This is a genomic window from Micromonospora sp. NPDC049044 (genome assembly GCF_040649215.1).
GTDB lineage: Bacteria > Actinomycetota > Actinomycetes > Mycobacteriales > Micromonosporaceae > Micromonospora.
Genome location: NZ_JBEZFA010000006.1, coordinates 84,137 through 106,206 on the forward strand (window position 1 = coordinate 84,137; position 22,070 = coordinate 106,206).

The 22,070-nt window shown below is 72.9% G+C and carries 20 protein-coding genes; 9 read left to right on the forward strand and 11 right to left on the reverse strand.

From position 1 onward, the window contains the following. Positions 1-109 precede the first annotated feature (109 nt). Positions 110-295 (forward strand): hypothetical protein, encoded by a 186-nt coding sequence (locus AB0B85_RS06655; RefSeq protein ID WP_357245912.1) that lies wholly within the window; start codon positions 110-112, stop codon positions 293-295. 15 nt (positions 296-310) lie between these two features. On the opposite strand, the gene corA is transcribed toward AB0B85_RS06655, so the two are convergent. After that, positions 311-1,441, reverse strand: a complete 1,131-nt coding sequence (gene corA, locus AB0B85_RS06660) for a magnesium/cobalt transporter CorA (RefSeq protein ID WP_357404292.1) — start codon at positions 1,439-1,441, stop codon at positions 311-313. Positions 1,442-1,626: 185 nt separating this feature from the next. On the opposite strand from corA, the gene AB0B85_RS06665 reads away from it, so the two are divergent. Next, positions 1,627-3,567: an amino acid transporter gene (locus tag AB0B85_RS06665; RefSeq protein WP_357404294.1), complete on the forward strand. Its 1,941-nt coding sequence runs from the start codon at positions 1,627-1,629 to the stop codon at positions 3,565-3,567. Between the two features lie 52 nt (positions 3,568-3,619). Here AB0B85_RS06665 and AB0B85_RS06670 read toward each other — a convergent pair whose 3' ends face one another. Both AB0B85_RS06670 and AB0B85_RS06675 read right to left on the reverse strand, forming a co-directional pair. Next, entirely contained in the window at positions 3,620-5,194 is a 1,575-nt protein-coding gene (locus tag AB0B85_RS06670; protein ID WP_357404296.1) for a Na+/H+ antiporter, read from the reverse strand. Positions 5,195-5,364: 170 nt separating this feature from the next. After that, on the reverse strand, positions 5,365-8,691 hold the full coding sequence (locus tag AB0B85_RS06675) for a BTAD domain-containing putative transcriptional regulator (protein ID WP_357404298.1): 3,327 nt from the start codon (positions 8,689-8,691) through the stop codon (positions 5,365-5,367). 138 nt (positions 8,692-8,829) lie between these two features. Here AB0B85_RS06675 and AB0B85_RS06680 point away from each other — a divergent pair, with 138 nt between their 5' ends. The 3 genes from AB0B85_RS06680 (at position 8,830) to AB0B85_RS06690 (ending at position 10,882) form a co-directional block, all read left to right on the forward strand. Next, a complete protein-coding gene (locus tag AB0B85_RS06680) occupies positions 8,830-9,708 on the forward strand; it encodes an alpha/beta hydrolase (RefSeq protein WP_357404300.1) in 879 nt (292 codons plus the stop codon). A gap of 332 nt (positions 9,709-10,040) precedes the next feature. Then, positions 10,041-10,490, forward strand: coding sequence for a hypothetical protein (locus tag AB0B85_RS06685; RefSeq protein WP_357404302.1), 450 nt, complete (start codon positions 10,041-10,043; stop codon positions 10,488-10,490). Then, a complete protein-coding gene (locus AB0B85_RS06690; protein WP_357404304.1) occupies positions 10,487-10,882 on the forward strand; it encodes a hypothetical protein in 396 nt (131 codons plus the stop codon). The genes AB0B85_RS06685 and AB0B85_RS06690 overlap by 4 nt, the downstream gene beginning before the upstream one ends. A gap of 17 nt (positions 10,883-10,899) precedes the next feature. On the opposite strand, the gene AB0B85_RS06695 is transcribed toward AB0B85_RS06690, so the two are convergent. The 3 genes from AB0B85_RS06695 to AB0B85_RS06705 all read right to left on the reverse strand — a co-directional run bounded on the left by AB0B85_RS06695 (position 10,900) and on the right by AB0B85_RS06705 (position 14,564). Then, on the reverse strand, positions 10,900-13,107 hold the full coding sequence (locus tag AB0B85_RS06695; protein WP_357404305.1) for a hypothetical protein: 2,208 nt from the start codon (positions 13,105-13,107) through the stop codon (positions 10,900-10,902). Beyond that, positions 13,079-13,501: a low temperature requirement protein A gene (locus AB0B85_RS06700; RefSeq protein WP_357404307.1), complete on the reverse strand. Its 423-nt coding sequence runs from the start codon at positions 13,499-13,501 to the stop codon at positions 13,079-13,081. Before AB0B85_RS06700 ends, AB0B85_RS06695 begins: the two co-directional genes overlap by 29 nt. Positions 13,502-13,616: 115 nt before the next feature. Further along, positions 13,617-14,564, reverse strand: coding sequence for an SDR family NAD(P)-dependent oxidoreductase (locus AB0B85_RS06705; protein WP_357404309.1), 948 nt, complete (start codon positions 14,562-14,564; stop codon positions 13,617-13,619). Between the two features lie 132 nt (positions 14,565-14,696). Between AB0B85_RS06705 and AB0B85_RS06710 the strand changes: the two genes are divergently transcribed. Next, the gene (locus tag AB0B85_RS06710; RefSeq protein WP_357404311.1) at positions 14,697-15,548 is read left to right on the forward strand and encodes a helix-turn-helix transcriptional regulator; all 852 of its coding nucleotides are present in this window, start codon (positions 14,697-14,699) and stop codon (positions 15,546-15,548) included. Here AB0B85_RS06710 and AB0B85_RS06715 read toward each other — a convergent pair. Further along, positions 15,545-16,312, reverse strand: a complete 768-nt coding sequence (locus AB0B85_RS06715) for a TetR/AcrR family transcriptional regulator (protein ID WP_357404313.1) — start codon at positions 16,310-16,312, stop codon at positions 15,545-15,547. The genes AB0B85_RS06710 and AB0B85_RS06715 overlap by 4 nt on opposite strands. A 179-nt stretch (positions 16,313-16,491) precedes the next feature. Here AB0B85_RS06715 and AB0B85_RS06720 point away from each other — a divergent pair, with 179 nt between their 5' ends. From AB0B85_RS06720 to AB0B85_RS06730, 3 genes are all read left to right on the forward strand, one after another. Then, the gene (locus AB0B85_RS06720; RefSeq protein ID WP_357404315.1) at positions 16,492-17,778 is read left to right on the forward strand and encodes a histidine kinase; all 1,287 of its coding nucleotides are present in this window, start codon (positions 16,492-16,494) and stop codon (positions 17,776-17,778) included. Beyond that, a complete protein-coding gene (locus AB0B85_RS06725; RefSeq protein ID WP_357404317.1) occupies positions 17,766-18,431 on the forward strand; it encodes a response regulator transcription factor in 666 nt (221 codons plus the stop codon). The genes AB0B85_RS06720 and AB0B85_RS06725 overlap by 13 nt, the downstream gene beginning before the upstream one ends. An 87-nt stretch (positions 18,432-18,518) precedes the next feature. Continuing rightward, positions 18,519-19,580 (forward strand): Gfo/Idh/MocA family oxidoreductase, encoded by a 1,062-nt coding sequence (locus AB0B85_RS06730; RefSeq protein ID WP_357404319.1) that lies wholly within the window; start codon positions 18,519-18,521, stop codon positions 19,578-19,580. Between the two features lie 116 nt (positions 19,581-19,696). On the opposite strand, the gene AB0B85_RS06735 is transcribed toward AB0B85_RS06730, so the two are convergent. From AB0B85_RS06735 to AB0B85_RS06750, 4 genes are all read right to left on the reverse strand, one after another. Continuing rightward, positions 19,697-19,858 carry a hypothetical protein gene (locus AB0B85_RS06735; protein ID WP_357404321.1) on the reverse strand — a complete coding sequence of 54 codons (162 nt, stop codon included), beginning with the start codon at positions 19,856-19,858 and terminating at the stop codon, positions 19,697-19,699. 364 nt (positions 19,859-20,222) lie between these two features. After that, on the reverse strand, positions 20,223-20,444 hold the full coding sequence (locus AB0B85_RS06740) for a hypothetical protein (RefSeq protein WP_030335934.1): 222 nt from the start codon (positions 20,442-20,444) through the stop codon (positions 20,223-20,225). Between the two features lie 157 nt (positions 20,445-20,601). Next, positions 20,602-20,733 carry a hypothetical protein gene (locus AB0B85_RS06745; RefSeq protein ID WP_357404323.1) on the reverse strand — a complete coding sequence of 44 codons (132 nt, stop codon included), beginning with the start codon at positions 20,731-20,733 and terminating at the stop codon, positions 20,602-20,604. A 67-nt stretch (positions 20,734-20,800) separates the two neighbouring features. Next, complete coding sequence (locus AB0B85_RS06750; RefSeq protein WP_357404325.1) at positions 20,801-21,898, reverse strand: PIN domain-containing protein; 1,098 nt, start codon at positions 21,896-21,898, stop codon at positions 20,801-20,803. Positions 21,899-22,070: the final 172 nt, after the last annotated feature.

Sequence of the window (22,070 nt, forward strand, 5' to 3'; positions counted from 1 at the left end):
TGGGATGGTTCGACGTAGATGTCGTCCGGCTGAGCGCGGTTCGCCCGGCCGGTGGCGCGGGCTCACGCCGCGCCGCCCGCGACGGCTTCGACGAGGAGAGGCGGGGCCCATGCAGGCTCAGCGCAGACCAGCACGTGCGGAGCGGAGCCAGGCCCGCGACGACCGGACCGGCGGCGGCATGACCGGGGCGGCGACGCCACTGACGATCTGGGCCGCGGCCGTCCTGCTCGGACGGATCGCCGCCGGCGACGACGACGTCGAGGACGAGCGGCACATCCTGCGCGGCATCGAGTGATCCCGGCCGGGTGGCTCAGAGCCAACCGCGCCGCTTGAAGATCACGTAGAGGGTGCCGCAGACCAGCAGCATCAGCAGCAACGCGAACAGGTAGCCGAAGCGCCAGTTCAACTCCGGCATGTGGACGAAGTTCATCCCGTACACGGTGCCGATGAGCGTCGGAGCGAACAGGATCGCCGCCCAGGACGAGACCTTCTTCAGTTCCTCGTTCTGCGCGTAGCTGGCCGCGGTGAGGCTGCGCATCTCCTCGTTCTGCTGCTGGGAGACGAGGGTGGCGTTGACGGTGAGGATGTTCTGCAACAGGTGCCGGAACCCGTCCACCCGCTCCACCACCTGGGTCAGGTGGTCTGTCACGTCCCGCAGGTAGCGGCGCAACTCCTCGTCCCGGCTGGTGTTGCTGGCACCGTCGGCAAGCGCGTCGAGCACGGCGAGCAGGGGACGGGCGGCCCGCTGGAACTGGATGACCTCACGGCTGAGGCCGTAGATGCGCCGGCTGGCGTTCGGGTCGCCGCCGAACACCTGGGTCTCGATCTCGTCGATGTCGTTCTCCAGCCCGGCCACCACCGGGGCGTACCCGTCGACGACCTGGTCGAGGATCGCGTACAGGACCGCCTCGGGGCCCCGGGCGAGCACCTGCGCCTCGACCTCCATGCGTCTGCGCACGGCGGCCAGATCCGGTGCCTCGCCGTGCCGGACGGTGATCACGAAACCCGGCCCGATGAACAGGTGCAGCTCGGAGAACTCGACCTCCTCCCGCTGGTCGTCGTAGCGGGCGGCGCGCAGCACCACGAACAGGGTCTCCCCGTAGCGTTCCAGCTTGGGTCGCTGGTGGGCGTTTATCGCGTCCTCGACCGCCAGGTCGTGCAGCCGGAACTCCCGCGCCAGCGAGGTGATCTGCTCGATGTCGGGCCGGTACAACCCGATCCAGGCCATCGCGCCGTCCTGCTCCTGCAGGCAGCGGTACGTCTCGGCCAGGCCGGACGGTGAGGCGAACCGGTGCCCCCGGATGTACACGGCGCTCTCCACCAGGCCGCCGGCGGGCGCAGCGGGTGGCTCCGCGGACGGTGGGACGCCCACCCTGCTCTCGTACTCGTCGAGTTGGCGACCGAAGCCACCACCAGGGCGGAAGCGACGGCCACCGACCATGCCCTGTCCCCTCCCCCGGTGACGCCCGGTGCGGCACCCTCCCGCCAACCCGGGGGCGCTGCTTCCCCTCTGTTCCGGACGCGAAACCCGCGCCGCACGGGGCGGGTTCCCCGCACCGGCGGACGGACCCGCCGCCGTGGGCGGATACTCACGGTGACCAGGCGGGACTGACGGGGGACGCGCCGGTGGGGGTCGACGATCGCGCGGGCCGGCTGCGGGGGTGGCTGCTGCGTGCCGGGGCGGGCGAGCCCGTGCAGCATCCGGGGCCGCACGGGCGTCCACCGGAGCACCGGCACCACCCGTGGTGGAAGGTGATGTGCCTGACCGGCGTCGACTACTTCTCCACCCTGGGCTACCAGCCGGGCATCGCGGCGCTGGCCGCCGGGGCGCTGTCGCCGGTGGCGACACTGGTGCTGGTGCTGGTGACGCTGCTGGGCGCGCTGCCGGTCTACCGGCGGGTGGCGGTGGAGAGCCCGCACGGTGAGGGCTCCATCGCGATGCTGGTACGTCTGCTCAGCTACTGGCCGGGCAAGTTGCTGGTGCTGGTGCTGCTCGGCTTCGCGGCCACCGACTTCATCATCACCATCACCCTGTCGGCTGCTGACGCGACAGCGCACATCGACGAGAACCCGTTCTGGCCCAGCGCGCTCAAGGGCCACGAGGTGGCGCTCACCCTGCTGCTCGTGGCGTTGCTGGGCGCGGTGTTCCTCAAGGGATTCACCGAGGCCATCGGGATTGCCGTCGTTCTGGTTGCGGTCTACCTGGCGCTGAACGCGGTGGTGGTCGTCGACGCGCTGTGGCGGGTGGTGACGCACCCGAGCGCGGTCGGAGACTGGACCACCGCGCTGACCACCGGCCACGGCGACCCGTGGATGGTGGTCGGGCTGTCGCTGCTGGTCTTTCCGAAGCTGGCGTTGGGCCTGTCCGGCTTCGAGACCGGGGTGGCAGTGATGCCAAGCGTACGGGGCGACCCGCAGGACTCGGAGGCACGACCGCTGGGCCGGATCCGCGGCGCGCGCCGGCTGCTCACCACCGCCGCGGTGATCATGAGTGTCTTCCTGATCACCAGCAGCGTGACGACCACCATCCTGATCCCGGCGGAGGACTTCCGGCCGGGCCGGCCGGCAAACGGCCGCGCGCTCGCCTACCTGGCACACGAGCACCTCGGGGAGGTGTTCGGCACCGTCTACGACCTGTCCACCATCGCGATCCTGTGGTTCGCGGGGGCGTCGGCGATGGCCGGTCTGCTCAACCTCGTCCCCCGGTACCTGCCGCGCTACGGCATGGCACCGACCTGGGCACGGGCCGTCCGGCCGCTGGTGCTGGTCTTCACCACTGTGGCGTTCCTGATCACTGTCGTCTTCGACGCCAGCGTGGACGCGCAGGGCGGCGCGTACGCCACGGGCGTGCTGGTGTTGATCACCTCGGCGGCAACGGCGGTGACGCTCGCGGCGGTCCGGCGGCGCCAACGCGGTCGCACCATCGCGTTCGGCGGCCTCGCGGTGATCTTCGTCTACACCACAGCGGCGAACGTGGTGGAACGTCCCGACGGCGTCAAGATCGCGGCCTGCTTCATCAGCGGGATCATCGTGGTCTCGCTGCTCTCCCGGCTGTCCCGGGCCTACGAGCTACGGGTCAACAGGGTCGAGCTGGACCCGGTCGCGACCCGGATGATCGACGAGCGCGCCGGGCGGCGGATCCGCCTCATCGCGCACGAACCCGACCACCGGGACGAGGCCGAGTACCGCGCCAAGCTGGCGCAGACCATGGCGGACAACGACTTCCCCGACGACAGTGACGTGATCTTCGTCGAGGTGCACGTCACCGACCCGTCGGACTTCGAGACCGAGTTGCTGGTGCGCGGCAGCATCGCGGACGGCAGCTGCCCGGTGCTCAGCCTGACCAGCGCCGCGGTGCCGAACGCGCTCGCCGCCCTGCTGCTGGAGATCCGCGACCGGTCGGGGCGGCGACCGCACATCTACTTCGAGTGGAGCGAGGGCGGCCCGGCCCGCAACTTCCTGCGCTACCTGGCCTTCGGGCAGGGTGCGATCGCCTCGGTCACCCGGGAGATCCTGCGCCGCCAGGAGCCCGACCCGCGTCGCCGGCCACACGTGCACGCCGGCTGATCCCCCGGGGGGAGGTGACCGACGGTGATGGGACCAGACACACCCGAGGCGATCAGTCGTTGGGCTCGCGCCCCAGCAACCGGATCTCCTCGTTGTCCAGCGCGGCCTGAAGCTCCTGCAGCACCAGGTCGTCGATCTCCCGGTTGTCCCGCAACCGGGTGACCTCCCGCCGCTTGTGGGCGAGGACCCCGAGGCGCAGTCGACGTTCCACACGACGTTCCTCGGCGGTGCTCCTCCCGGTCTCGTCGACGTCCGCCAGGTGCCGCTGGTACTCGGCCTGCAACCGGCGCACCGACTCCTCCTGGGCACCGACCTCGGCGGCGACCTGCGGTAGGACCGAGAGCCCCACCTCGGTGGCGCGTCGCTGGGCGTGCCTGGTCTCGTCGACGCGTCCGGGGTCGCCGACCAGCCCCGCCCAGCGCACCACGAGCGGCAGGGTGGTGCCCTGGACGAGCATGATCAGCACGATCACCAACGCGGTGACGAAGATGATCAGATCGCGTTCGACAACTGGTCGACCGGTGACCGTCATCGTCGGGACGGCCAGCGCGGCAGCCAGCGACACCGCGCCCCGGAAACCGGCCCAGCCGCCCACCGCCCCCACCCGCCAGCCGGACGGACCCCGACCGTCGTCGACCATCCGGCGACGTCGCAGCCGCGCCGACTGCGCGGTGAGGAAGATGAAGAGCAGCCGGGTGAACACGACCACCAGGGTGACCACCAGCACGATCACCAGCGCCCGTTGCGGCGAGGTGCTGGTGATGCCCCGCACCGCCCTGGGGATCTGCGTGCCGAGCAGGACGAACAGCCCGCCGTTGATCAGGAACGTGGTCAGGTCCCAGAACGCGTACGCCAGCACCCGGGACCGGGCGCGGATCACCCGGGGGCCGGCGTAGGCCAGCACCAGCCCGGCGACCACCACCGCCAGTACGCCGCTGGCGTGCACCGAGTCGGCGAGCAGGAACGCCCCGAACGGTGTCAGCACACTGAGCGCGCCCTCGCGCAGCGGATCGTCGAGCCGCTTGCGGATCAGCACCACCGCGGCCCCCACCAGCAGACCGGCGAGTACGCCCCCGACGCTGGCACCGACGAACTCCTCGCTGACGCCCAGCACGCCCGGCTCCGCGCCGCCGGTGAGCAGACCCACGGCCACCGCGAAGACCACCAGGGCCGTCCCGTCGTTGATCAAGCTTTCCGCGTGCAGCGTGGTCAGCAGCTTGCGGGGCAGCCGTTTGGCGAGCCCGGTGACCGCGGCGGCGTCGGTCGGCGCGAGGACCGCGCCGAGCACCCAGGCGGCGGCGGGGTTCACCCCGAACGCCTGCGCGGTGAACGACACAGTCACCATGGTGAGCACCACGAGCACCACGGCGAGCATCCCGATCACCGGCAGGTTGGCCCGGATCTCGCGCAGGCTGATGGTGAGGCTCTCCCGGTACAGGATCGCCGGCAGGAAGATCAGCAGCACCAGGTCCGGTTCCAGGGTCACCGCGGACAGCGGCGGCGTGAGCCCGAGCAGCACCCCGAACGCGATGAGCAGCACCGGCGGGGCGACCCGGTACCGACCACCGAGGGTGGTGCCGATCAGGACGGTGCCGCCCAGCACCACGATCAGGACGAGCACCTCCACGCGTACCCCCTTGATCGGTGGCGCGACTGTGCACGCGCCCGGTGGTTACATCTGACCGCAACCCGGTTGCCGGGTCGGCCGGTTCCGGCAAGTCCTCGGATGCCCGAGCGCGGGGGCCGGGTCGGGTGGCACGACGATCGGCACCGGGAGAAAGCGTGCGTGGTACGGGATCAACGCCGGGCTGCGCGGGCGGCGAGCATTCGGGCGGTACCTCGGTGGGCTGCGGCTTCCTCGTCGCGGCCCAGCGCGGCGGCCAGCTCGGCGAGGTGCCCGGCCACCGGGCCGACGGTGACCACGCCACTGCCGGCGGCCAGTTCGCCGGCGGCCGGCCGGAGCGCGGCGGCGACGCGTTGCATGGTGGGCCGGTCGCCGATGGCCAGCGCCGCCCGGGCGGTGAGGCACAGCCGCACCTCCCGCAGCAGGTCGTGCGGCCCGTCGGGCAGGGCCCGCAGCGCCGCTCGGGCGGCATCGTGGTCGGCGGCGGCGGCGAGCAGCAGGGGCTGGACCCAGGGCTCGTGCGGACCCCAGTCCAGCCGCGCCCAGTCCTCGTCGTCCGGCCCGGGAATCGCCCGCCGCCCGGGGACCAGCCGGGCGTCACCCGCCGGCGGGGTGTCGCTCACCGCGGCGGCCAGTCGCAGGCCGAGCAGGGCGAGCGGGAGCAGCCCGCGGGTCAGGCCCGGCATGCTGTCGGCGGGCAGTTGGTCGGCGGCATGCCGGTACGCGTCCGCCGCCCCGGCCGACTGCCCGTCCAGCGCCAGCCGCAGCGCGGCGTACCACCCGGTGAACGCACCGACCAGCGGCAGTTCGTACCGTTCGGCGAGGCGGTCGGCGGCGCGGGCGTGCGCGTCGGCGCCGGCCCGGTCGGCAAGCGCGCAGCCGGTCTGGACCAGGATGAGGTGGCCCAGCACCTCGAACGTCACAAGGTGGTGCCGGGCGGCCAGATCGACGAGTTCGGCACCGAGCTGGGCCCGCTCACCGGCCTGGCCGACCCGGTCGAAGGCGTGCATGAAGCGGGCGTTGAGCGCGAAGGCCAACAACCCCGGGTCGCCGACGGTCCGGGCGATCGTCTCGGCCTCGTGCGCCGCACGGCGGCCACGGGCGGTGGTGCAGCCGCGCAGCTCCAACGCGAGGGTGCTCAGCAGCCGGCTGCGCCGCGCCGAGGCGGTCGAGCCGAGAGCGGTGAGTGCGTGTTCGGCGGCGCTGACGATGTGCCCGGAGAGCAGGTCATCGTCGTTCCGCGTCCAGATGGCAGGCACGTCGAAGCCCGCCAGCACCTCCTCGATCAGCAGGGGGTCGCCGACGGACTCGGCGGCGGCGATCGTCTCGGCCCGCCGCCGCCGCGCCTCGGCCAGCCGGCCGGTCACGGCCAGCGCACGCCCCAGGCCCAGCAGCGCTGTCAACCGCTCGCGGTGCGCGACACCACCGGCGCGGTCGTACGCCTCGATCGTCTGCCCCCACAGGCGGGCTGCCTCGTGCGGGTTACCGTCGCGTTCGGCACGGTCGGCGGCGGTGCGGGCGTACGCCGCCGCGCGACCGGCAGCGACCGGCCCACCGGCGCGGAGCAGGTGGTACGCCAGGGCGGCCGGCTCGACGGGTTCCCGCTGCCGCAGCACCTCGGCTACGGCCGCGTGCCAGGCGGCGCGGCGCGGCGCCGACAGGTCGGCGTAGAGCGTGTCGCGGACCAGGATGTGGGTGAAACGCAGCCGCCCGTCGGTCTCCCGCTCGCTGAGGAACCCGGCGTGCAGGGACAGGTCCACGGCGTCCAGCGCCGCCGTCGGGTCACCGGCGAGCGCGCTGAGCACCTCCGGGTCGAGGTCCCGGCCGAGCACGGCGGCCTGCCGCAGCACGGTACGGGCCGACGCGGGCAACTGGGCCAACCGGTGCCGGATCACGTCGCGCACCCCGGCTGGCACCGTGGCCAGGGCCGCCTCGCCCTCGTCCGCGTACAACTGGGCCAGCTCGCGGACGAAGAACGGGTTGCCACCGCTGCGGTGCTGGATCAACTGGGCGGTGGCCGGGTCCAGGTCCGCCCCGACGACGGCGCGGGCCAACTCACCGGTCGCCGACCCGGACAGACCAGCGAGATATTCGCGCACCGGTTCCAGCCCGGCGACGCGGGCCAGGGCGGCGGTCAACTCCGGGCTGATCTCGGTGGCCCGGTAGGTGCCGACGACCAGCACCGGCCCGGTGGCCGGCTGGGGGCCGACGAGCAGTGCGGTCAACAGGTCCAGGGTGTCGCCGTCGGCGCGGTGCAGGTCGTCGAGGACCAGCAGCAGCGGCCTGCGGGCGGCGACCGCCGAGACCAGTGACGCCACGGCACGTTGCCGACGGAACCGCGTCCCGGCCGGGTCGACCGGGCCACCGGGCACGCCGACCCGGTCCGGTCCGGCGCCCTCGTCCGGCCCGGTCAGTGCCTCGGTCACCTGCGTCCACGGCCAGGCCGGCGGTGCCCCCTCGTACTCCGGGCTGCGTCCCCACGCCGTGGTCCAGCCCGAGGCGTCGAGCCGTCGGGCCAACGCCTCGGCCAGGGCGCTCTTCCCGGCACCCGGCTCGCCGCTGAGCAGCGCCAGGGTGGGTCGGCGGCGCAGGACAGCCGCGTCGGCGGCGCGCTGGAGCCGGCCCAGCTCGGCATCGCGGCCGACGAACGGCCGCTGCGGCACCGCCCCCGACCCGCCACCGCGCTCGGGTCCGACCACGGCGGGGGTGTGGCTGAGGTGTGCCGCCTGGGCCAGGATGTCGGCTTCCAACTGCCGCAGCTCGGGCCCCGGATCCACCCCCAACTCGGCCACCAGGACCTCCCGGGCGTCGCGCAGCGCGGCCAGCGCGTCGCCCTGCCGGCCGGCGCGGTACCGAGCCGTCGCGAGCAGCCGCCAGGCGGCCTCGCGCAGCGGATGGCGGGCTAGCTGGGCGGGCAGGTCGGCCGCCGCCTCGTCCGGCCGACCCAGCGCCAACAGCGCCTCGGCCCGCCGCTCGACGGCGAGCATCCGCAGCTCGTCGAGGCGGTTGATCTCCGCGACCGCCCAGGTCTGGTCCGCGCAGTCGGCGTACGCGGGACCGCGCCAGAGCGCCAGTGCCGCGTCGAGCGCGGCCAGGGCCGGCGCGGGGCGTCCCGCCGCGAGCAGGCGGGCGGCCTCGCCGACGGCCGCCTCGAAGCGTGCGGCGTCCACCGCGTCCGGGGCGGTCCGCAGCGCGTACCCGGAGGGTTCGGTAACCAGGATCCGTGGTGGTTGCCGGGGCGGCCGGTCGGGCTCCAGCGCCCGGCGCAGGTCGGCGACGAAGGTCCGGATCGCGCCCACCGCGCCCTCGGACGGGGTCTCCCACAGGTCGTCGACGAGGCGGTCCACCGGCACCACCCGGCCGTGGGCGATCAACAACCGGGCCAGCACCAGGCGTTGCCGGTGCCCCCGCAGCGGGACGGGCGCGCCCCCGGTGGCGGCGGTCACCGGCCCGAGTACGCCGAACGTCACCTCCGCCGGAGGCGTCGGTTGCCTGGTCATGGCACCAATCTAGGCGGCGGTGCTGGTCCGCACTGATTCGGCGCTGACCGTCCGCTGATCACCGCGGAGCAGGCTCGACACCGTACGACGGCGACGGGTCACCGCCCGTGCCGGCCCTGCTCACCAGGAAGGTTCCCCGTGGAGCCGAGGATCAACGGATTCGACTACCAGCGCGTCACCGTCGCCGACGGTGTGACGCTCGCCGCCGCCGTGGGTGGCTCCGGACCACCTGTCGTGCTGTTGCACGGCTTCCCGCAGACCCACCTCATGTGGCGGCACGTCGCGGCCGACCTGGCCGCCGACCACACTGTCATCTGCCCCGACCTGCGCGGCTACGGCGACAGTGACAAACCTGTGGACGCCGACGGCACCGGCTACGCCAAGCGGACAATGGCCGCCGACGTGGTGGCCCTGGCCGGTACGCTCGGCCATGAGCGCTTCGCCCTGGCCGGGCACGACCGGGGTGCCCTCGTCGCGTTCCGCGCCGGCCTCGACCACCCGGCGGCGATCAGCCGGCTCGCCCTGCTCGACGTGCTGCCCACCCTCGACATGTGGGACGTGCTGCACGGTGTCAACGCCGCGGTCGCCTTCCACCTGTATCTGATGGCGCAGCCGCCCGGCCTGCCCGAGGAGCTGATCGGCGCCAGCCCGGACGCGTTCTTCGGCCACTTCCTGGACGTCTGGACCCGCGACCCGGCGGCGTTGCCGGCCGACGTACGCGCCGGCTACCTGGGCGCGTCCCGCAACGCGGTCGCCTCGATCGTCGCCGACTACCGGGCGTCCGCCGGCATCGACGTCGACCACGACAGCGCCGACCGGGCGGCGGGCAACCGGCTGCGGATGCCGGTGACAGTGCTCCAGCAGGACTGGGGCGCGGCGCTCGGCTACGACGCGGCCGGGGTGTGGCGGGCCTGGGCACCCGACCTCGAACACCAGACGGTCACCTGCGGGCACTTCATGGCGGAGGAGGCGCCCGCGGTGGTGGTCGGTGCGCTGCGCGCCCTGCTGCGACGGTGACCGACCTCCGCTGACCGCCGGCCGGCCCGGGTAAGAATTCCGACACTTTCGCCGCCGGGGACGCGTAGCCGCAGCTGCTGCGCACCCCGGCGGCGGCACGTCGCCGATTAAGCCCCTGACCTGCGGAAAGGCGACTTCGCCCAGGTGGACGCGAACCGGCGGGCGGTGATAAACAGGCACATACGGCAGCCAACGGCGGCGAGTCGCCCATCGATCGTTTCCCCTGCCGTCGCCCTGGCCTTCGCCACCCGGACCGCCCTGATCGCGATCCACCCCACGGCACCGGCCCCGGTGGCGGACCGGTGAGCACGATCAACGACCAAGGAGTCGCTGTGGGGCATCTGCGGAACCGCGCCAAGCACCAACCGTTCGAGGTGGCCGCGCTGATCACGACGCCCATCTGTGGAATCCTGCTGCTCACGCTCGATGTCCGACCACCGTCGGTCCAACTGGCCATGCCGGAACCCATCCAACTCGGCTGGGAGGTCTCCCTGATCGCCGTCGGCGTGGGCGGGCTGCTGGGCATCCTGTGGCCCGGTCGACTCTCCACCGGTCTCGGCATCGAGTTCGCGGCCGTGCTGGTGCTCGGCACCATCACCGGCATGTACGCGATGGCGCTGGTGGCGGTGGCCGGCAAGCAGGGCGTCGTCGCGGCGTCGTTGATCAGCGCGGTGCCGCTGGGGTCGTTCTGGCGGGCCGCCATGATCATCTCCGATCTGCGCTGCCTGGCGTACGGCCACCAGTGCACGACACACCGTCCGGTGGCGGGAGGTGTCACGTGAATCTGGCAGCCTCACCCGAGGCGCCGCACTGGGTGCAGGTGCTGCTCAGCCTGCTCGGTGTGCTCGGCGGGACGACCGGCCTGGCCGCCATCGCCACCGTCGTGACGCAGCGGGGCAAGTTCAAGGCCGACGCCGCCGACACGCTCACCGAGGCCGCCCTGACGCTCGTGCAACCCCTGCAGATGCGGATCACCGAGTTGGAGAGTCAGGCGGTGAGCGCCCGCTCGGAGTTGTCGCTGCTACGCGAGCAGGTCAACCAGTTGCAGTTCGTCGTCCGGGTGCTGACCCGCACCCTCGACCGGTGGCGTACCGCCGTGCACGCCCCCGACGCCACCCTGCGCAAGATCCGCCTGGTGGTCGCGGAGTCCGATCGACTGTCCGAGGGCCAGTGACGGAGGTCGCCGGCGGCTCATCCGTCTCCCGGGAGGCGCAGCCGGGCGGCGAGTTCCCGCAGGGCTGCCCGGAACTCGGGCTCGGACTCGTCCGGATGGTGACCGCGCAGCGGTGGCGGCCGACGCTCCCCCGGTGACGGCAGCAGGTCCAGTGGGTCGCGCAGCCTGCGGTCGACCCGCCCGGCCGGGTCGGCGGCGTTCGGCGGCGGATCGCCGGGCCGGTGGGCGGCGAAGATCCAACCGCCGACCGGGTCCGTGTCGCGCCAGAGGTTGAGCCACCGCCAACCGACCCGCTCCCCCACCTCGCGGAGCACGTCGTCGTTCAGGTACGCCGGAAAGAGCCGGGCGTAGAGGCGGTCCAGCGGAGAGCCGTAGGTGATCAGCGCGACCCGTCGACGGGTTCGCGGCGGCAGCCGCAGCACCGCGAGGGCCAGCAACGCCGAGCCGTGGCTGTGCCCGCACAGCACCACCCCCGTGTGCCGCTCGGCCAGTTGGGTGATCCGGTCGGCCAGCTCCGGCACGGCGCGGTCGGCGTAGCTCGGGGGTGCGAACGGGTGGGCGGCCCGGGGCCAGAAGGTGCCCAGGTCCCACAGGATCCCGACGTGCCGACGGAACCACGCCGTCCGGTAGGCGAACACACCACCCGACAGCAGGACGACGACCAGGACGGCGACGACGGAGGTGCCTCCGGTGAGTGCCATCCCCACGAACCCGGCCGGCAGCCCGAACACCTGCCAGGCCACCTCGTCCGGTTCGCGCCCGAACTGCCCGAGCAGACTCGTGGTCAGTCCGATCACCGCGAGCGTGGCGTACACGGTGGCCAGCCGGCCCAGCCACTCCGTGAACCGGGCCCGGGCCACCGCCTTCGTGACCTCCCGCAGCCGCCCGGCCGCCGCCGGTGGCGGCGCGGGAAAGTCGCGGGCGGTGATGTCCGCCGCAGCACGGCCTCGGCGCCGCCGTGACCCGGCGGTCAACGCGCCGCACGCCAGCGCCGCCGCGACCACGTGCAGGAACACCGCCAAGATCGTCCAGCGGTACGGCAGCGGTGGCTCCCCGTCACCGCGATAGCCGCCGAGCAGCACCCCGGTCTGATAGACGAGGCCGCTCGCGAGAGCACCGGACAGACCGACAGCGATGGCCGCTATGACAGTCGCGCCCAGGCCTTGCCGCAGCGCGGACCGACCGTCCGCCCGACCACGGTGCCACAGCACCAGCCCGCAGAGCAGCACCAACAGCACCATCTGGCCGAGCAGCGCCGCGCCGGTGATCGCGGCGTAGCCGGGGAGCGCTGTCGACGACGGCCAGCCCTGCACGTCGCTCGCCACGACGACCAGGGTGACCACCGTCAGACCGGCCGCCACCAGGCCCACCGCGCGGGCGGTCCAGGTGGCCATCCGCGCGGTCGCCGCGCCGTCGATCAGCCCCGGCACGGCGAGCAGGGCGACGCCCGCCAGCAGGACCGCCGCGCTGAGCGTCAGCAGCAGCGTCGTCACGGGCGTCGCGCCACCGGCGCGGCGGGCCGTGAGCAACACGAGATCGAGTACCGCGAGCGCGGCGGCGACGTGGATCGCCCGTAACCGCTCCACGAGCGGTTCGACCGCCCACAGCGGGTTGCCCGGCGGGCGGGACCGGCGGGACCCGAGCAGCCGCAGGAGCGCGACAGCGGCGATCGGCAGCAGCGCCAGCACGGCCAGCCGCAGCCCGACGTGCCGGTCGTCGAAGCCGGCCAGTGTGTCGAAGGGCGCCCGGCAGTGGGCCGCGCCGAGACACCGCCAGGCGAGCAGGTCGAGGCTGACCCCGGCGATGGACACCACGTAGACCACTGTGAGGTTGAGCGCGAGCAGCCGGCACAGGATGGTGACCCCGGCCGAGGCGCGACCGGCCGGCCGCATCCACACCGCCAGGTTGCTGAGCATGAACGGCAGCAGGAAGACCATGGAGAGGGTCCGGGCCACGGTGCCCGAGGGCAGGTCACCCCAGCGGTACGCCTCCAGGGTCAGCCCTTCCGCGTCGGTGCCGTCGGTCCCGGCGCGGCGGTGGAAGCCTCCGCTGTCGTCGCCCGCGACCTGCCGGGCCCCGGCCTCGTGCAGCACCGCCGAGGGTCGGGCCCCCGACACGCCGTGCACCCGCAACTCCACAACGTCGTCGCGTCGCGGATGGTCGCCGTTCCTGGGTGCCCGCTCCGGCATCGGGCGCTCACCCGTGCCGTAGCGGATCGGGCGCATCGCTCCCGCCTGCCGGGCGGGACTGACGCCACAGTGCGGGCATCGCGTCGATCACGACGATCAGCAGCAACCCGGCGTGCGAGTCGAATGCGGTGGGCACGGCGGAGGCCATCAGCAGGCCGCCGACCATCACCCAGAGCAGGAGTACGACGATCAACGGGGCACGCGGGTCGAACCAGTCCGCCGACCAGGCGGTCACGAACCACACCCACCACAGTGCCGCCAGCATGACCAGCACCTGGAAGGCACCGTTGACGCTGTGGTCGCCCAGCAACGTCCGGGACAGCCGGGTCAGCGCGAAGATGAAGGCCAGGTCGAAGAAGAGCTCCAGGAACGACGTCCGGCGCGGGTTCTCCCGCTGCTGGAGCAGCCGCCCGGGGAGCCCGTTCGCCATCGCCCCCCTTCCCCGACGTCACCTGCCGTCCCAGTCGTATCACCCGGGTGGCCGGGTTCGGGTCGGTTCCGCCAGGCCCGGCCGCGGCGCGCACGCCATCGGTCGGCGCACGCCGTCAGCGGGTGCGCTCCGACGTCGGGGCGCCGGCCCCGACCAGGTCCGCCGCCACGTCCCAGAGCCGCTGCGCGTTGCCCGGATCGATCGCGTACGCCGCCACCCCGCTGTAGTCGGCGGGCCGCTCGGTGACGACCGGAGCCTCGGCGCAGTCCTCGAAGTAGCGACCGCCGACGCCGGCCAACAGCGGGGACGCGGCGAGCAGTACCGAGGTCGCGGCGCCCTGCTGCGGGGTCTTCTGCCGCTCCTTGGGCGTACGCAGCCCGCCGGTGTGCTTCTGCAGCCCGGTGGCGATCGCCCCCGGGTTGAGCGCGTTGGCGTAGATGCCCTCGCCGGACCAGCGGCGGGTCACCTCGACGGCGAGCAGGGCCTCGGCGCTCTTGGACTGGCCGTAGGCCAGCAGCGGGTCGTACGGCCGGAACGCGAAGTGCAGGTCGTCGAAGATCACCGGGGAGAAGAGGTTGCCACTGGAACTGACCGACACCACCCGGGCACCACCGGCGGCGGCGAGCGCGTCGTGCAGGCCGACGGTCAACGCGTAGTGCCCCATGAAGTTCGTGGCGAACTGCATCTCCCAACCCTCGACGGTGCGCTCCAACTCGGGCAGCGCCATGATGCCGGCGTTGTTGACCAGGATGTGCAGCGGCTGGTCCCAACCGGCGACGAACCGGCGTACCGAATCCTGGTTGGCCAGGTCCAGCTCGCGGACGCTTACCCGGTTCGCGCCGAGGCCGGCCGCGATGTCGGCGGCGGCCTGCTCACCGGCGCTGACCCGACGTACCGCGAGCACGACCTCGGCGCCGGCGGCGGCCAACGAGCGGGCGGTTTCGACGCCGATGCCGGCGGCACCGCCGGTGATCAGGGCCCGCCTGCCGCTCAGGTCGACGCCGGCGAGGACCTCGTCGGCCGTCGAGGCGAAACCGAACGGGGTGGTGACTCGCTCGCTCATCTCTGTCCCATCTGTCGGTGTCGCTTACGCCCCAAACTCTCACCCGGGCGGCCGGGGTTAGCCGGGTTCCTGCTTTTCCTGGTAGTGGCAGGACCAGGACGGGCGGCCGGTGGCCACTCCTACGATGGGTTGGTGCGCACGGCCGGTCCGCTCGGTGAGTACCTGCGTGCCCGGCGCGAGCTGATCCGGCCGGGCGACGTCGGGCTGCCCGCGCACGGTCGTCGGCGGGTGCCGGGCCTGCGGCGCGAGGAGTTGGCGCTGTTGGCCGGCATCAGCGCCGACTACTACCTGCGGCTGGAGCAGGGGCGCGACCGGCACCCGTCGACGCAGGTTCTCGACGCGCTGGCCCGAGCGTTGCGGCTGGACGCGACGGCCACGACGCACCTGCACCGGTTGGGCGGGCAGGCGTCGACCCGCCGCCCGACGCGACGGCCGGAACGCGTACCGGTGGGCATCCGTCAGTTGGTCGGCTCGTGGACGCAGACACCCGCCCTCGTGCACGGCCGGCACCTGGACGTCCTCTTCGCCAACCCGGTGGCGACCGCACTGGCGCCGATCTACGCGGTCGGCGTGAACCTGCTGCGCGCTGTCTTCCTGGATCCGGACGTGCCGGCGCTCTACCCGGCTTCGGAGGCGGTCGCGGCGAACGCGGTGGCCGGGCTACGCGCGCAGGTGGGCGCCGACGTCGACGACCCGCGCCTCACCGACCTTGTCGAGGAGTTGTCCGCCGGCAGTGAACGGTTCCGGCGGCTGTGGGCACGGCACGACGTGGTCGCCCGCGCCGGTGGCGGGGTCCGGGTGTTCCGTCATCCCCGGGTGGGTGAGCTGGAGTTGCGCTACGAGAAGCTCACGATCGCCGGCACCACCCAGTCGCTCGTCGTCTACCACGCCGAGCCGGGCAGCCCGTCGGCCCGGGCACTCGCCCGGCTGGCCCGGCACGCGGCGGGCGGGCTGCCCGGTCCCGCCGGGGCCGGGGCGCGTTAGCCGGCGGTGGCTCGTTCGGCGACCACCACCGAGATCCCGTCGAGGACGCGTTGCAGGCCGAACTCGAAGGCGTACTCCGGGCCGTAGGCGGCGCCGTGCTGCTGGCCGGCCGCGGTGCCGACCCGCGCGGCGGTCGGGTAGGCCCCGGCCGTCAGGAACGTCTCCAGCCAGGGCGCGTGCGACTGCCACCACTGGCCGTCGGTCATGCCGGTCTCCCGCTCCAGGTCGACCACCTCGGAGGCGGCCCGGGCGGAACTCTTCACGTGCCCGAGGACGAGGGTGAGCACCGCGTCCATCTCGACGTCGGTGAGCCCGATGTCGGCGACCGCGCTCAGCTCGCGGTCGTACTTGGCCACCAGGTGGGGGCCGAGCACGGGCCGGGTCGTCTCGGCCCGGAGCATCCAGGGGTGCCGCTGGTAGAGCGCGAGATTGTCGCGGGCGACCCGCTCCAGCCGGGCCCGCCAGTCCCCCTCGACGGCGGGGTGTGGCATCTCGCCGTACGCGCTATCGATCATGACGGCGACGAGTTCGGCCTTGCCCGGCACGTAGGTGTAGACGGACATGGTGCCGACACCCAACGCCTCACCGACCCGACGCATGGTCAGCGCGTCGAGGCCCTCCGTGTCGGCGATGTCGATAGCGGCCCGGACGATCCGGTCGACGCTGAGCCCCGGGCCGGCGCTGCGGCTGGCCGGTTCCCGGGTGCGCCAGAGGATAGCCAGGCTGCGGGCCGGGTCCGTGGTCGCCCTGCGTTCACTCGCCATGGTCCGGTCATCCTAACAACCGGGTCGTACGCCGTACGTCGCCCGCCGGCCGGGCCCGTGTGGCCGCTGTCGACGGTCGCGGACATCGGCGAGGACCGCGCCGGGTAGTGCTGGGCCTACCCGGGAAAGTGGATCTGGACGGCTGGGAGGCCCGCTCGTGCGCGATTAGCGTCAGCGGCATGACCTCGGAACTTCCCTCCCGGCTGGTCGCGGCGCTGCGTCGCCGCGACTGGCTGATCTCCGCGTGGCCGTGGCGGGCGCTGGCGTACCTGATCAGCACCGTGCCGCTCGCGGGCCTGCTTGCCGTCGGGCTGCTCGTCATCGGCGCACCGCTGCTGGCCGCCGCGAACGGACTGCAGCAGGGCCGGCCGCCGAGCGTCGCGCTCCTGCTGTTCCTGGCGGTCGGCAGCCTCACCCTGCTGGCGTTGGCGCCGATGGTGAGCTACCCGGTGGCCGTCGTCGAGCGGTGGCGGCTCGGGCTCGTCGACAACCGCCCGCTGCCCGCGTCACAGTGGCCGGGGCTGCTCGCCCGCTACCGCAGCGCCGCGACCTGGCGCGAGGTCGCGTACCTGTTCTGGCTGGGCGGGTTCGTGCCTGTCGCGTACTGGGTCTTCCTGCTGCTGGTGCTGCTCGATCTCGGGATGATCACCAGCCCCTGGCTGGCCGACGCCGCCGAACCGGTTGTCGTCTGGCGGCCGATCGAGAGCACCGGCGAGGCCATCCCGTACGCGATCGTGGCGGTGCTGCTGCTGCCGGTCTTCTTCTACGCGGCTGGTCTGCTCGCCGCCGCCCAGGCCGTCGTGGCCCGGTGGGCACTGGCCTCGCCGGTCGACACGGCGGCGCTGCGCGAGGTCGCCCGGTCACGCACCCGGCTGGTCGGCGCGTACGAGGCGGAACGGCGCCGGATCGAACGGGACCTGCACGACGGCGCACAACCACGACTGACAAGCCTCAGCCTTCAGTTGGGTCTGGCGCGGTTGGACGTACCCGAGGACTCCCCGGCCGCCCGACCCCTCGCGGTGGCGCACGACCAGGCCCGGGGCCTGATGGCGATGTTGCGTCAGTTGGTGCACGGCATCCGTCCGCAGAGCCTCACCGACCTCGGCCTGGCCGGTGCCGTCAGGGAACTGGCGGACGCTGCCACCATCGGTGTCACAGTGCACGCCGACCTCGACGGCGAGTTGCCGGAGATCGTCGAGACCACCGCCTACTTCGTGGTGTCCGAGGCACTGGGCAACGTGGCCCGGCACGCCGGGGCGACGCACGCCGAGGTTCGCCTCGGCCGGGCCGGTGGGGACCTCGTCGTCGAGGTGACCGACGACGGTCGTGGCGGTGCCGACCCTGCCCGGGGCACCGGCCTGACCGGTCTCGCCGACCGGGTGGCCGCCGTGGACGGCCGGCTGCTGCTGTCCAGCCCGCCCGGCGGGCCTACAGTGGTTCGGGTGGAACTGCCGTGTCGTCGATGACCCGAGTGGTCCTCGCGGAGGACGAGGTGCTGCTGCGGGAGGGCCTTGTCGCGCTGCTGACCCGCTTCGAGTTCACTGTCTGCGCCGCCGTCGGCTCCGCGCCCGAGCTGCTGGACGCGGCCCGCGCGCACGAACCGGACCTGGTGCTCACCGACATCCGGATGCCGCCGGGCCGCCACGACGACGGGCTCCGGGCGGCCGTCGCGTTACGCGCCGGACGACAGCACCTGCCGGTGGTGGTGCTCAGCCAGTACGTGCAGACCGGGTACGCGGCGGCGCTGCTGGACAGCGGCGACGGTCAGCGGGTGGGCTACCTGCTCAAGGACCGGGTGGCCGAGGTCACCGAGTTCGTCGACACGCTGCGCCGGGTCGCCGCCGGCGGCACCGCCATCGACCCGGACGTGGTGCGGCAGCTGCTGCACCGCCCGCGCGATCCGCTCGGCGCGCTCTCCGCCCGGGAACGCGAGGTGCTCGCGCTGCTGGCCGAGGGCCGGTCGAACGTGTCGATCGCCGGCCGACTGCACGTCAGCGAGGCGGCGGTCGGCAAGCACGTCGGCAACATCCTGCTGAAGCTCGATCTACCGCCGAGCGACGACACCAACCGTCGGGTGCTCGCGGTGCTCACCTACCTGCGCCGCAACCCGGCGGGCTGACCAGGGCGGGGCCGAGGTCGGGGCGTAGATTCGGCAAACGGTACCGCCGCCGCTGAGGGGCGCGGGCCGGCGAGACGGGGGTACGGCATGGCGGAGGCGTTGCGGGTCGGTCTGCTGGGGTACGGGCTGGCCGGTCGGGTGTTCCACGCACCGTTGATCGCCGCCACCCCGGGGCTGCGGCTCGACGCGATCGTGACCCGCGATCCGCAGCGGCGCGAGCAGGCCCGGCAGCACTTCCCGGACGCCCGCCTGGTCGACGACGCCGACGAGCTGTGGCGTACGCCGGGGATGCTGGACCTGGTCGTGGTGGCGACGCCGAACCGGCAGCACGTGCCGCTGGCCCGAGCGGCACTCGCCGCCGGGCTGCCGGTAGTGGTCGACAAGCCGCTCACCCCGACCGCGGCGGAGGGGCGCGCCCTGATCGACGAGGCGACCGAGCGAGGGGTGCCCCTGACGGTCTTCCAGAACCGGCGTTGGGATGGCGACTTCCTGACCGCCCGCCGGTTGGTGGAGCAGGGCGAGTTGGGGCGGGTGCTGCGCTTCGAGTCCCGCTTTGAGCGGTTCCGTCCGACGATCAAGCCGGGCTGGCGGGAGCTTGCCGGCCCCGAGGAGGCCGGCGGCGCCCTCTTCGACCTCGGCGCCCACCTCGTCGACCAGGCGGTGCAACTGTTCGGCCGGGTCGACCGGGTCTACGCGGAGGTGGACCGGCGGCGCGCGGGGGCGGCCGTCGACGACGACGCCTTCGTGGCGTTGACCCACGCCAACGGGGTGCGCTCGCACCTGTGGATGGGCGCGGTGACCGCTCAGCTCGGCCCCCGGCTGCGGGTGCTCGGCGACCGGGCCGGCTACACGACGTACGGCCTCGACGTGCAGGAGGCGGCGCTGCACGACGGAGGCCGACCGGGCCAGCCGGGTTGGGGCGAGGTCCCGCCGGAGCGGTACGGCATGCTCGGCGTGGATGGTGCCCTGCGGCCGGTGCCGACCGAGCCGGGCGCGTACCAGAGCTTCTACGCGCAGGTGGCGGCGGCGCTACGCGACGGCACGCCGATGCCGGTGGACCCCCGCGACTCGGTCGCGACCGTCGAGTTGATCGAGCTGGCGCACCGGTCGGCGGCCGAGGGTGTGGTGCTGCCCGTCCCGGCCGGCTGACCAGCGCGGGCGACGGACCGCCACGCCGCGCCACACGCCGATGATCGACTCGGTTTCCGTGATGTCGCGGTGTCAGACCTGCCCGGACACACCGATTTCACCGAAGCCGAGTGGATCTACTTGTCCGTGTCCCGCTCGGAGGGGGCATCGTCCGGCGCCCGGGCGTCGTCGTCGGTAAGCGCGTCGTCCGATGAGGTGGTGAGGTCGCCGAGCCGCCGCTCGGCCTCCCGGGCCTCCTCGTCGAGCCTCGAATTCTCGTCGTCGGGACCTTGCGACATGAGCGACCTCCATTGGGCACGACCGGCCGACCTCCGGGTACCCCGCCCGACAACGGGAACACCGGCCGCATGCCCACTCGATCACCGGTCACGGAGGTGGTCAGCGCCGCACGTCAACTGATCAAGGAGATCCAGTGTTCCGGGCGGCCCACCGACCACGGCCTGAACTGCCCACAGTTTGATTGCGTATCGGCGCTGATGGCGGACGTCGCTTCGGTAATGCTCCAGAAGCGGTGAGTCGCGGGCCGCGCGTCGTTGACGAGGCGAGCCGAGCGCCGGGCGCGAGGCGAGCCGAGCGCCGGGCCGGCCGGGGAGCGCACCGGGCGGAAGCCCAGGAGCGTTGCCGGCCCGGCCCGGTGCCGGATCAGCGCTGCTTCAGCTCGCGCCAGGATGGGTGGGTGCCGCGCCACGCATCGGCGAGGATGGCCGCCGAGGCCCGGCTTGGGCACTGCTGCACCCGCTCACGACCCGACGCCCCACCGATCTGGGCGCGGACCTCCCAACCCTGCCCGTCAGTACGGATATACACGTCCCGGCGCCCGCGCGGGGTCGTGTCTCCGTTCCACCAATGCTCCTCGACCTTCATTCGCCGACCGTATAGCAAATTCTGCGCCGGGGGTACGGCGCAGGTGGGCGGATACCGGGGCGATAGCCGTAATTCCGGCGCATTTCGGCCTATGCGTTGACGATGAGGACCCGCAACGGCAGGTCCTCCCCGTCCTGAGCGACCAATCAGGGGTCACTCATGTGTCGCCGTGCACCCCGGCCAGGGTGTTCGCCAACGCGTCCTGCCTGGCCGGGCCGAGGTGCGAGCCACCCTCGGCCGTGATCTGAATGTCACCGGGCGTGAACGGCGGCGGGAACACCACCCGCACGGCCGGGCCGAACGGGACGCCGAGCTCGGCAGCGGTCGGTGCGATGCCGGGCGCCGGGGCGGGACGCTCAGCCCTGGGTGGTGAGCAGGTAGTCGTCGGCTTCGGGGCTCCACCTTAGGTCGACAGCGCCGCCGGTGGCCGCGGCCTTGCAGAATTGCAGAAAGCTGCGGTAGCCGAGCTTCTTCTCGCTGAAGTCGGGCCGGGCTCGCCGCAGCTGGTTCTTCAACCCGGACAGCGCCACCGGGTTACCGCTGCTGCCGAGTTCGGCGACCACGCCACGGAGCAGGCCGAACGCCACCTCCCGGTCGCCGTGCTCGGGTAGCGAGACCTCGGGATCGCCCTTCGCCGGCCCCTCGGCCAACTCGATCACCGTGTGCTCGGCGAGGTGCCGCAGCAGTTCGCCAAAGGTGCGGAAACCGTAGTCGGACTCACTGAACGTCGGGTCCTTGCGCAGCAGGGTGCGCTTGAGCCGGGACGCGGTGACCTCACCGTTGGCGCTGCCCTGCAACCCGGCCACCGTCTGGGCGACGAGCACGGCGAGCGCGTCCACGTCCCGTTCGGGCTCCTCGCCGGCCGGTCGACGGCCCACCTCCGGCTCCGGCTCCCGCTCAAGCTCCGGCTCGGACGGGCGCTGGTCGGTGCCGGCCTGCCGGGTCGGACGACCGCGCCGGCCGCGGGTGGGCGGGATGTCCACGCCTTCCAACCGGTCGTAGTAGAGGAACTCGTCGCAGGCCGGCGGCAGCAGCGCCGAGGTGGACCCCTCGACTCCGACGCCGATGACCCGCTTGTTCAACTCGCGAAGCTTGTGCACGAGGGGGGTGAAGTCGCTGTCGCCGCTGCAGATCACGAAGGTGGAGATGTAGTCGCGCTCGAAGGCCAACTCGATGGCGTCGACTGCCATCTTGATGTCCGCGGCGTTCTTCCGGGACGCGCCCATCCGCTGCGGGATCTCGATCAGCTCGACGTGGGACCGGGTGAGCATGCGGCGGTCCTCGTCGAAGTAGGACCAGTCGGCGTACGCGCGGCGGACCACCACCCGACCCCGCTCGGCGAGCGCGTCAGCGATCGGCCGGAAGTCGAAGTCCGCGCCACCACGGTGGTCGCGCGCCCCCAACGCGAGGTTCTCGTAGTCGAGGAACAGGGCGATCCGGTCTTCTTGATCCACGCGCCCAGGGTACGCGGGCCGCGAGCGGTAGGGGCGCAGGCGAGGCGCGACACCCCAACTCGTCAACCGTCCATTTCTTGCGATCTTATAGTCGCCAATTTTCGCTGTTCGATTGTTCTCTTGCAGAGCGCTGTTCGGTGCTGCATCATGACGATCAATGTCGGGCGTCGGG

Excerpts from the sequence above, each read along its gene's own strand:
- AB0B85_RS06735 (WP_357404321.1), bottom strand. The coding sequence starts at position 19,858 with ATGTCGCAAGGTCCCGACGACGAGAATTCGAGGCTCGACGAGGAGGCC.
- AB0B85_RS06740 (WP_030335934.1), bottom strand. The coding sequence starts at position 20,444 with ATGAAGGTCGAGGAGCATTGGTGGAACGGAGACACGACCCCGCGCGGG.
- AB0B85_RS06700 (WP_357404307.1), bottom strand. The coding sequence starts at position 13,501 with ATGGCGAACGGGCTCCCCGGGCGGCTGCTCCAGCAGCGGGAGAACCCG.
- AB0B85_RS06655 (WP_357245912.1), top strand. The coding sequence starts at position 110 with ATGCAGGCTCAGCGCAGACCAGCACGTGCGGAGCGGAGCCAGGCCCGC.
- AB0B85_RS06730 (WP_357404319.1), top strand. The coding sequence starts at position 18,519 with ATGGCGGAGGCGTTGCGGGTCGGTCTGCTGGGGTACGGGCTGGCCGGT.
- AB0B85_RS06720 (WP_357404315.1), top strand. The coding sequence starts at position 16,492 with ATGACCTCGGAACTTCCCTCCCGGCTGGTCGCGGCGCTGCGTCGCCGC.
- AB0B85_RS06715 (WP_357404313.1), bottom strand. The coding sequence starts at position 16,312 with ATGGCGAGTGAACGCAGGGCGACCACGGACCCGGCCCGCAGCCTGGCT.
- corA (WP_357404292.1), bottom strand. The coding sequence starts at position 1,441 with ATGGTCGGTGGCCGTCGCTTCCGCCCTGGTGGTGGCTTCGGTCGCCAA.
- AB0B85_RS06695 (WP_357404305.1), bottom strand. The coding sequence starts at position 13,107 with ATGCGCCCGATCCGCTACGGCACGGGTGAGCGCCCGATGCCGGAGCGG.
- AB0B85_RS06675 (WP_357404298.1), bottom strand. The coding sequence starts at position 8,691 with ATGACCAGGCAACCGACGCCTCCGGCGGAGGTGACGTTCGGCGTACTC.
- AB0B85_RS06705 (WP_357404309.1), bottom strand. The coding sequence starts at position 14,564 with ATGAGCGAGCGAGTCACCACCCCGTTCGGTTTCGCCTCGACGGCCGAC.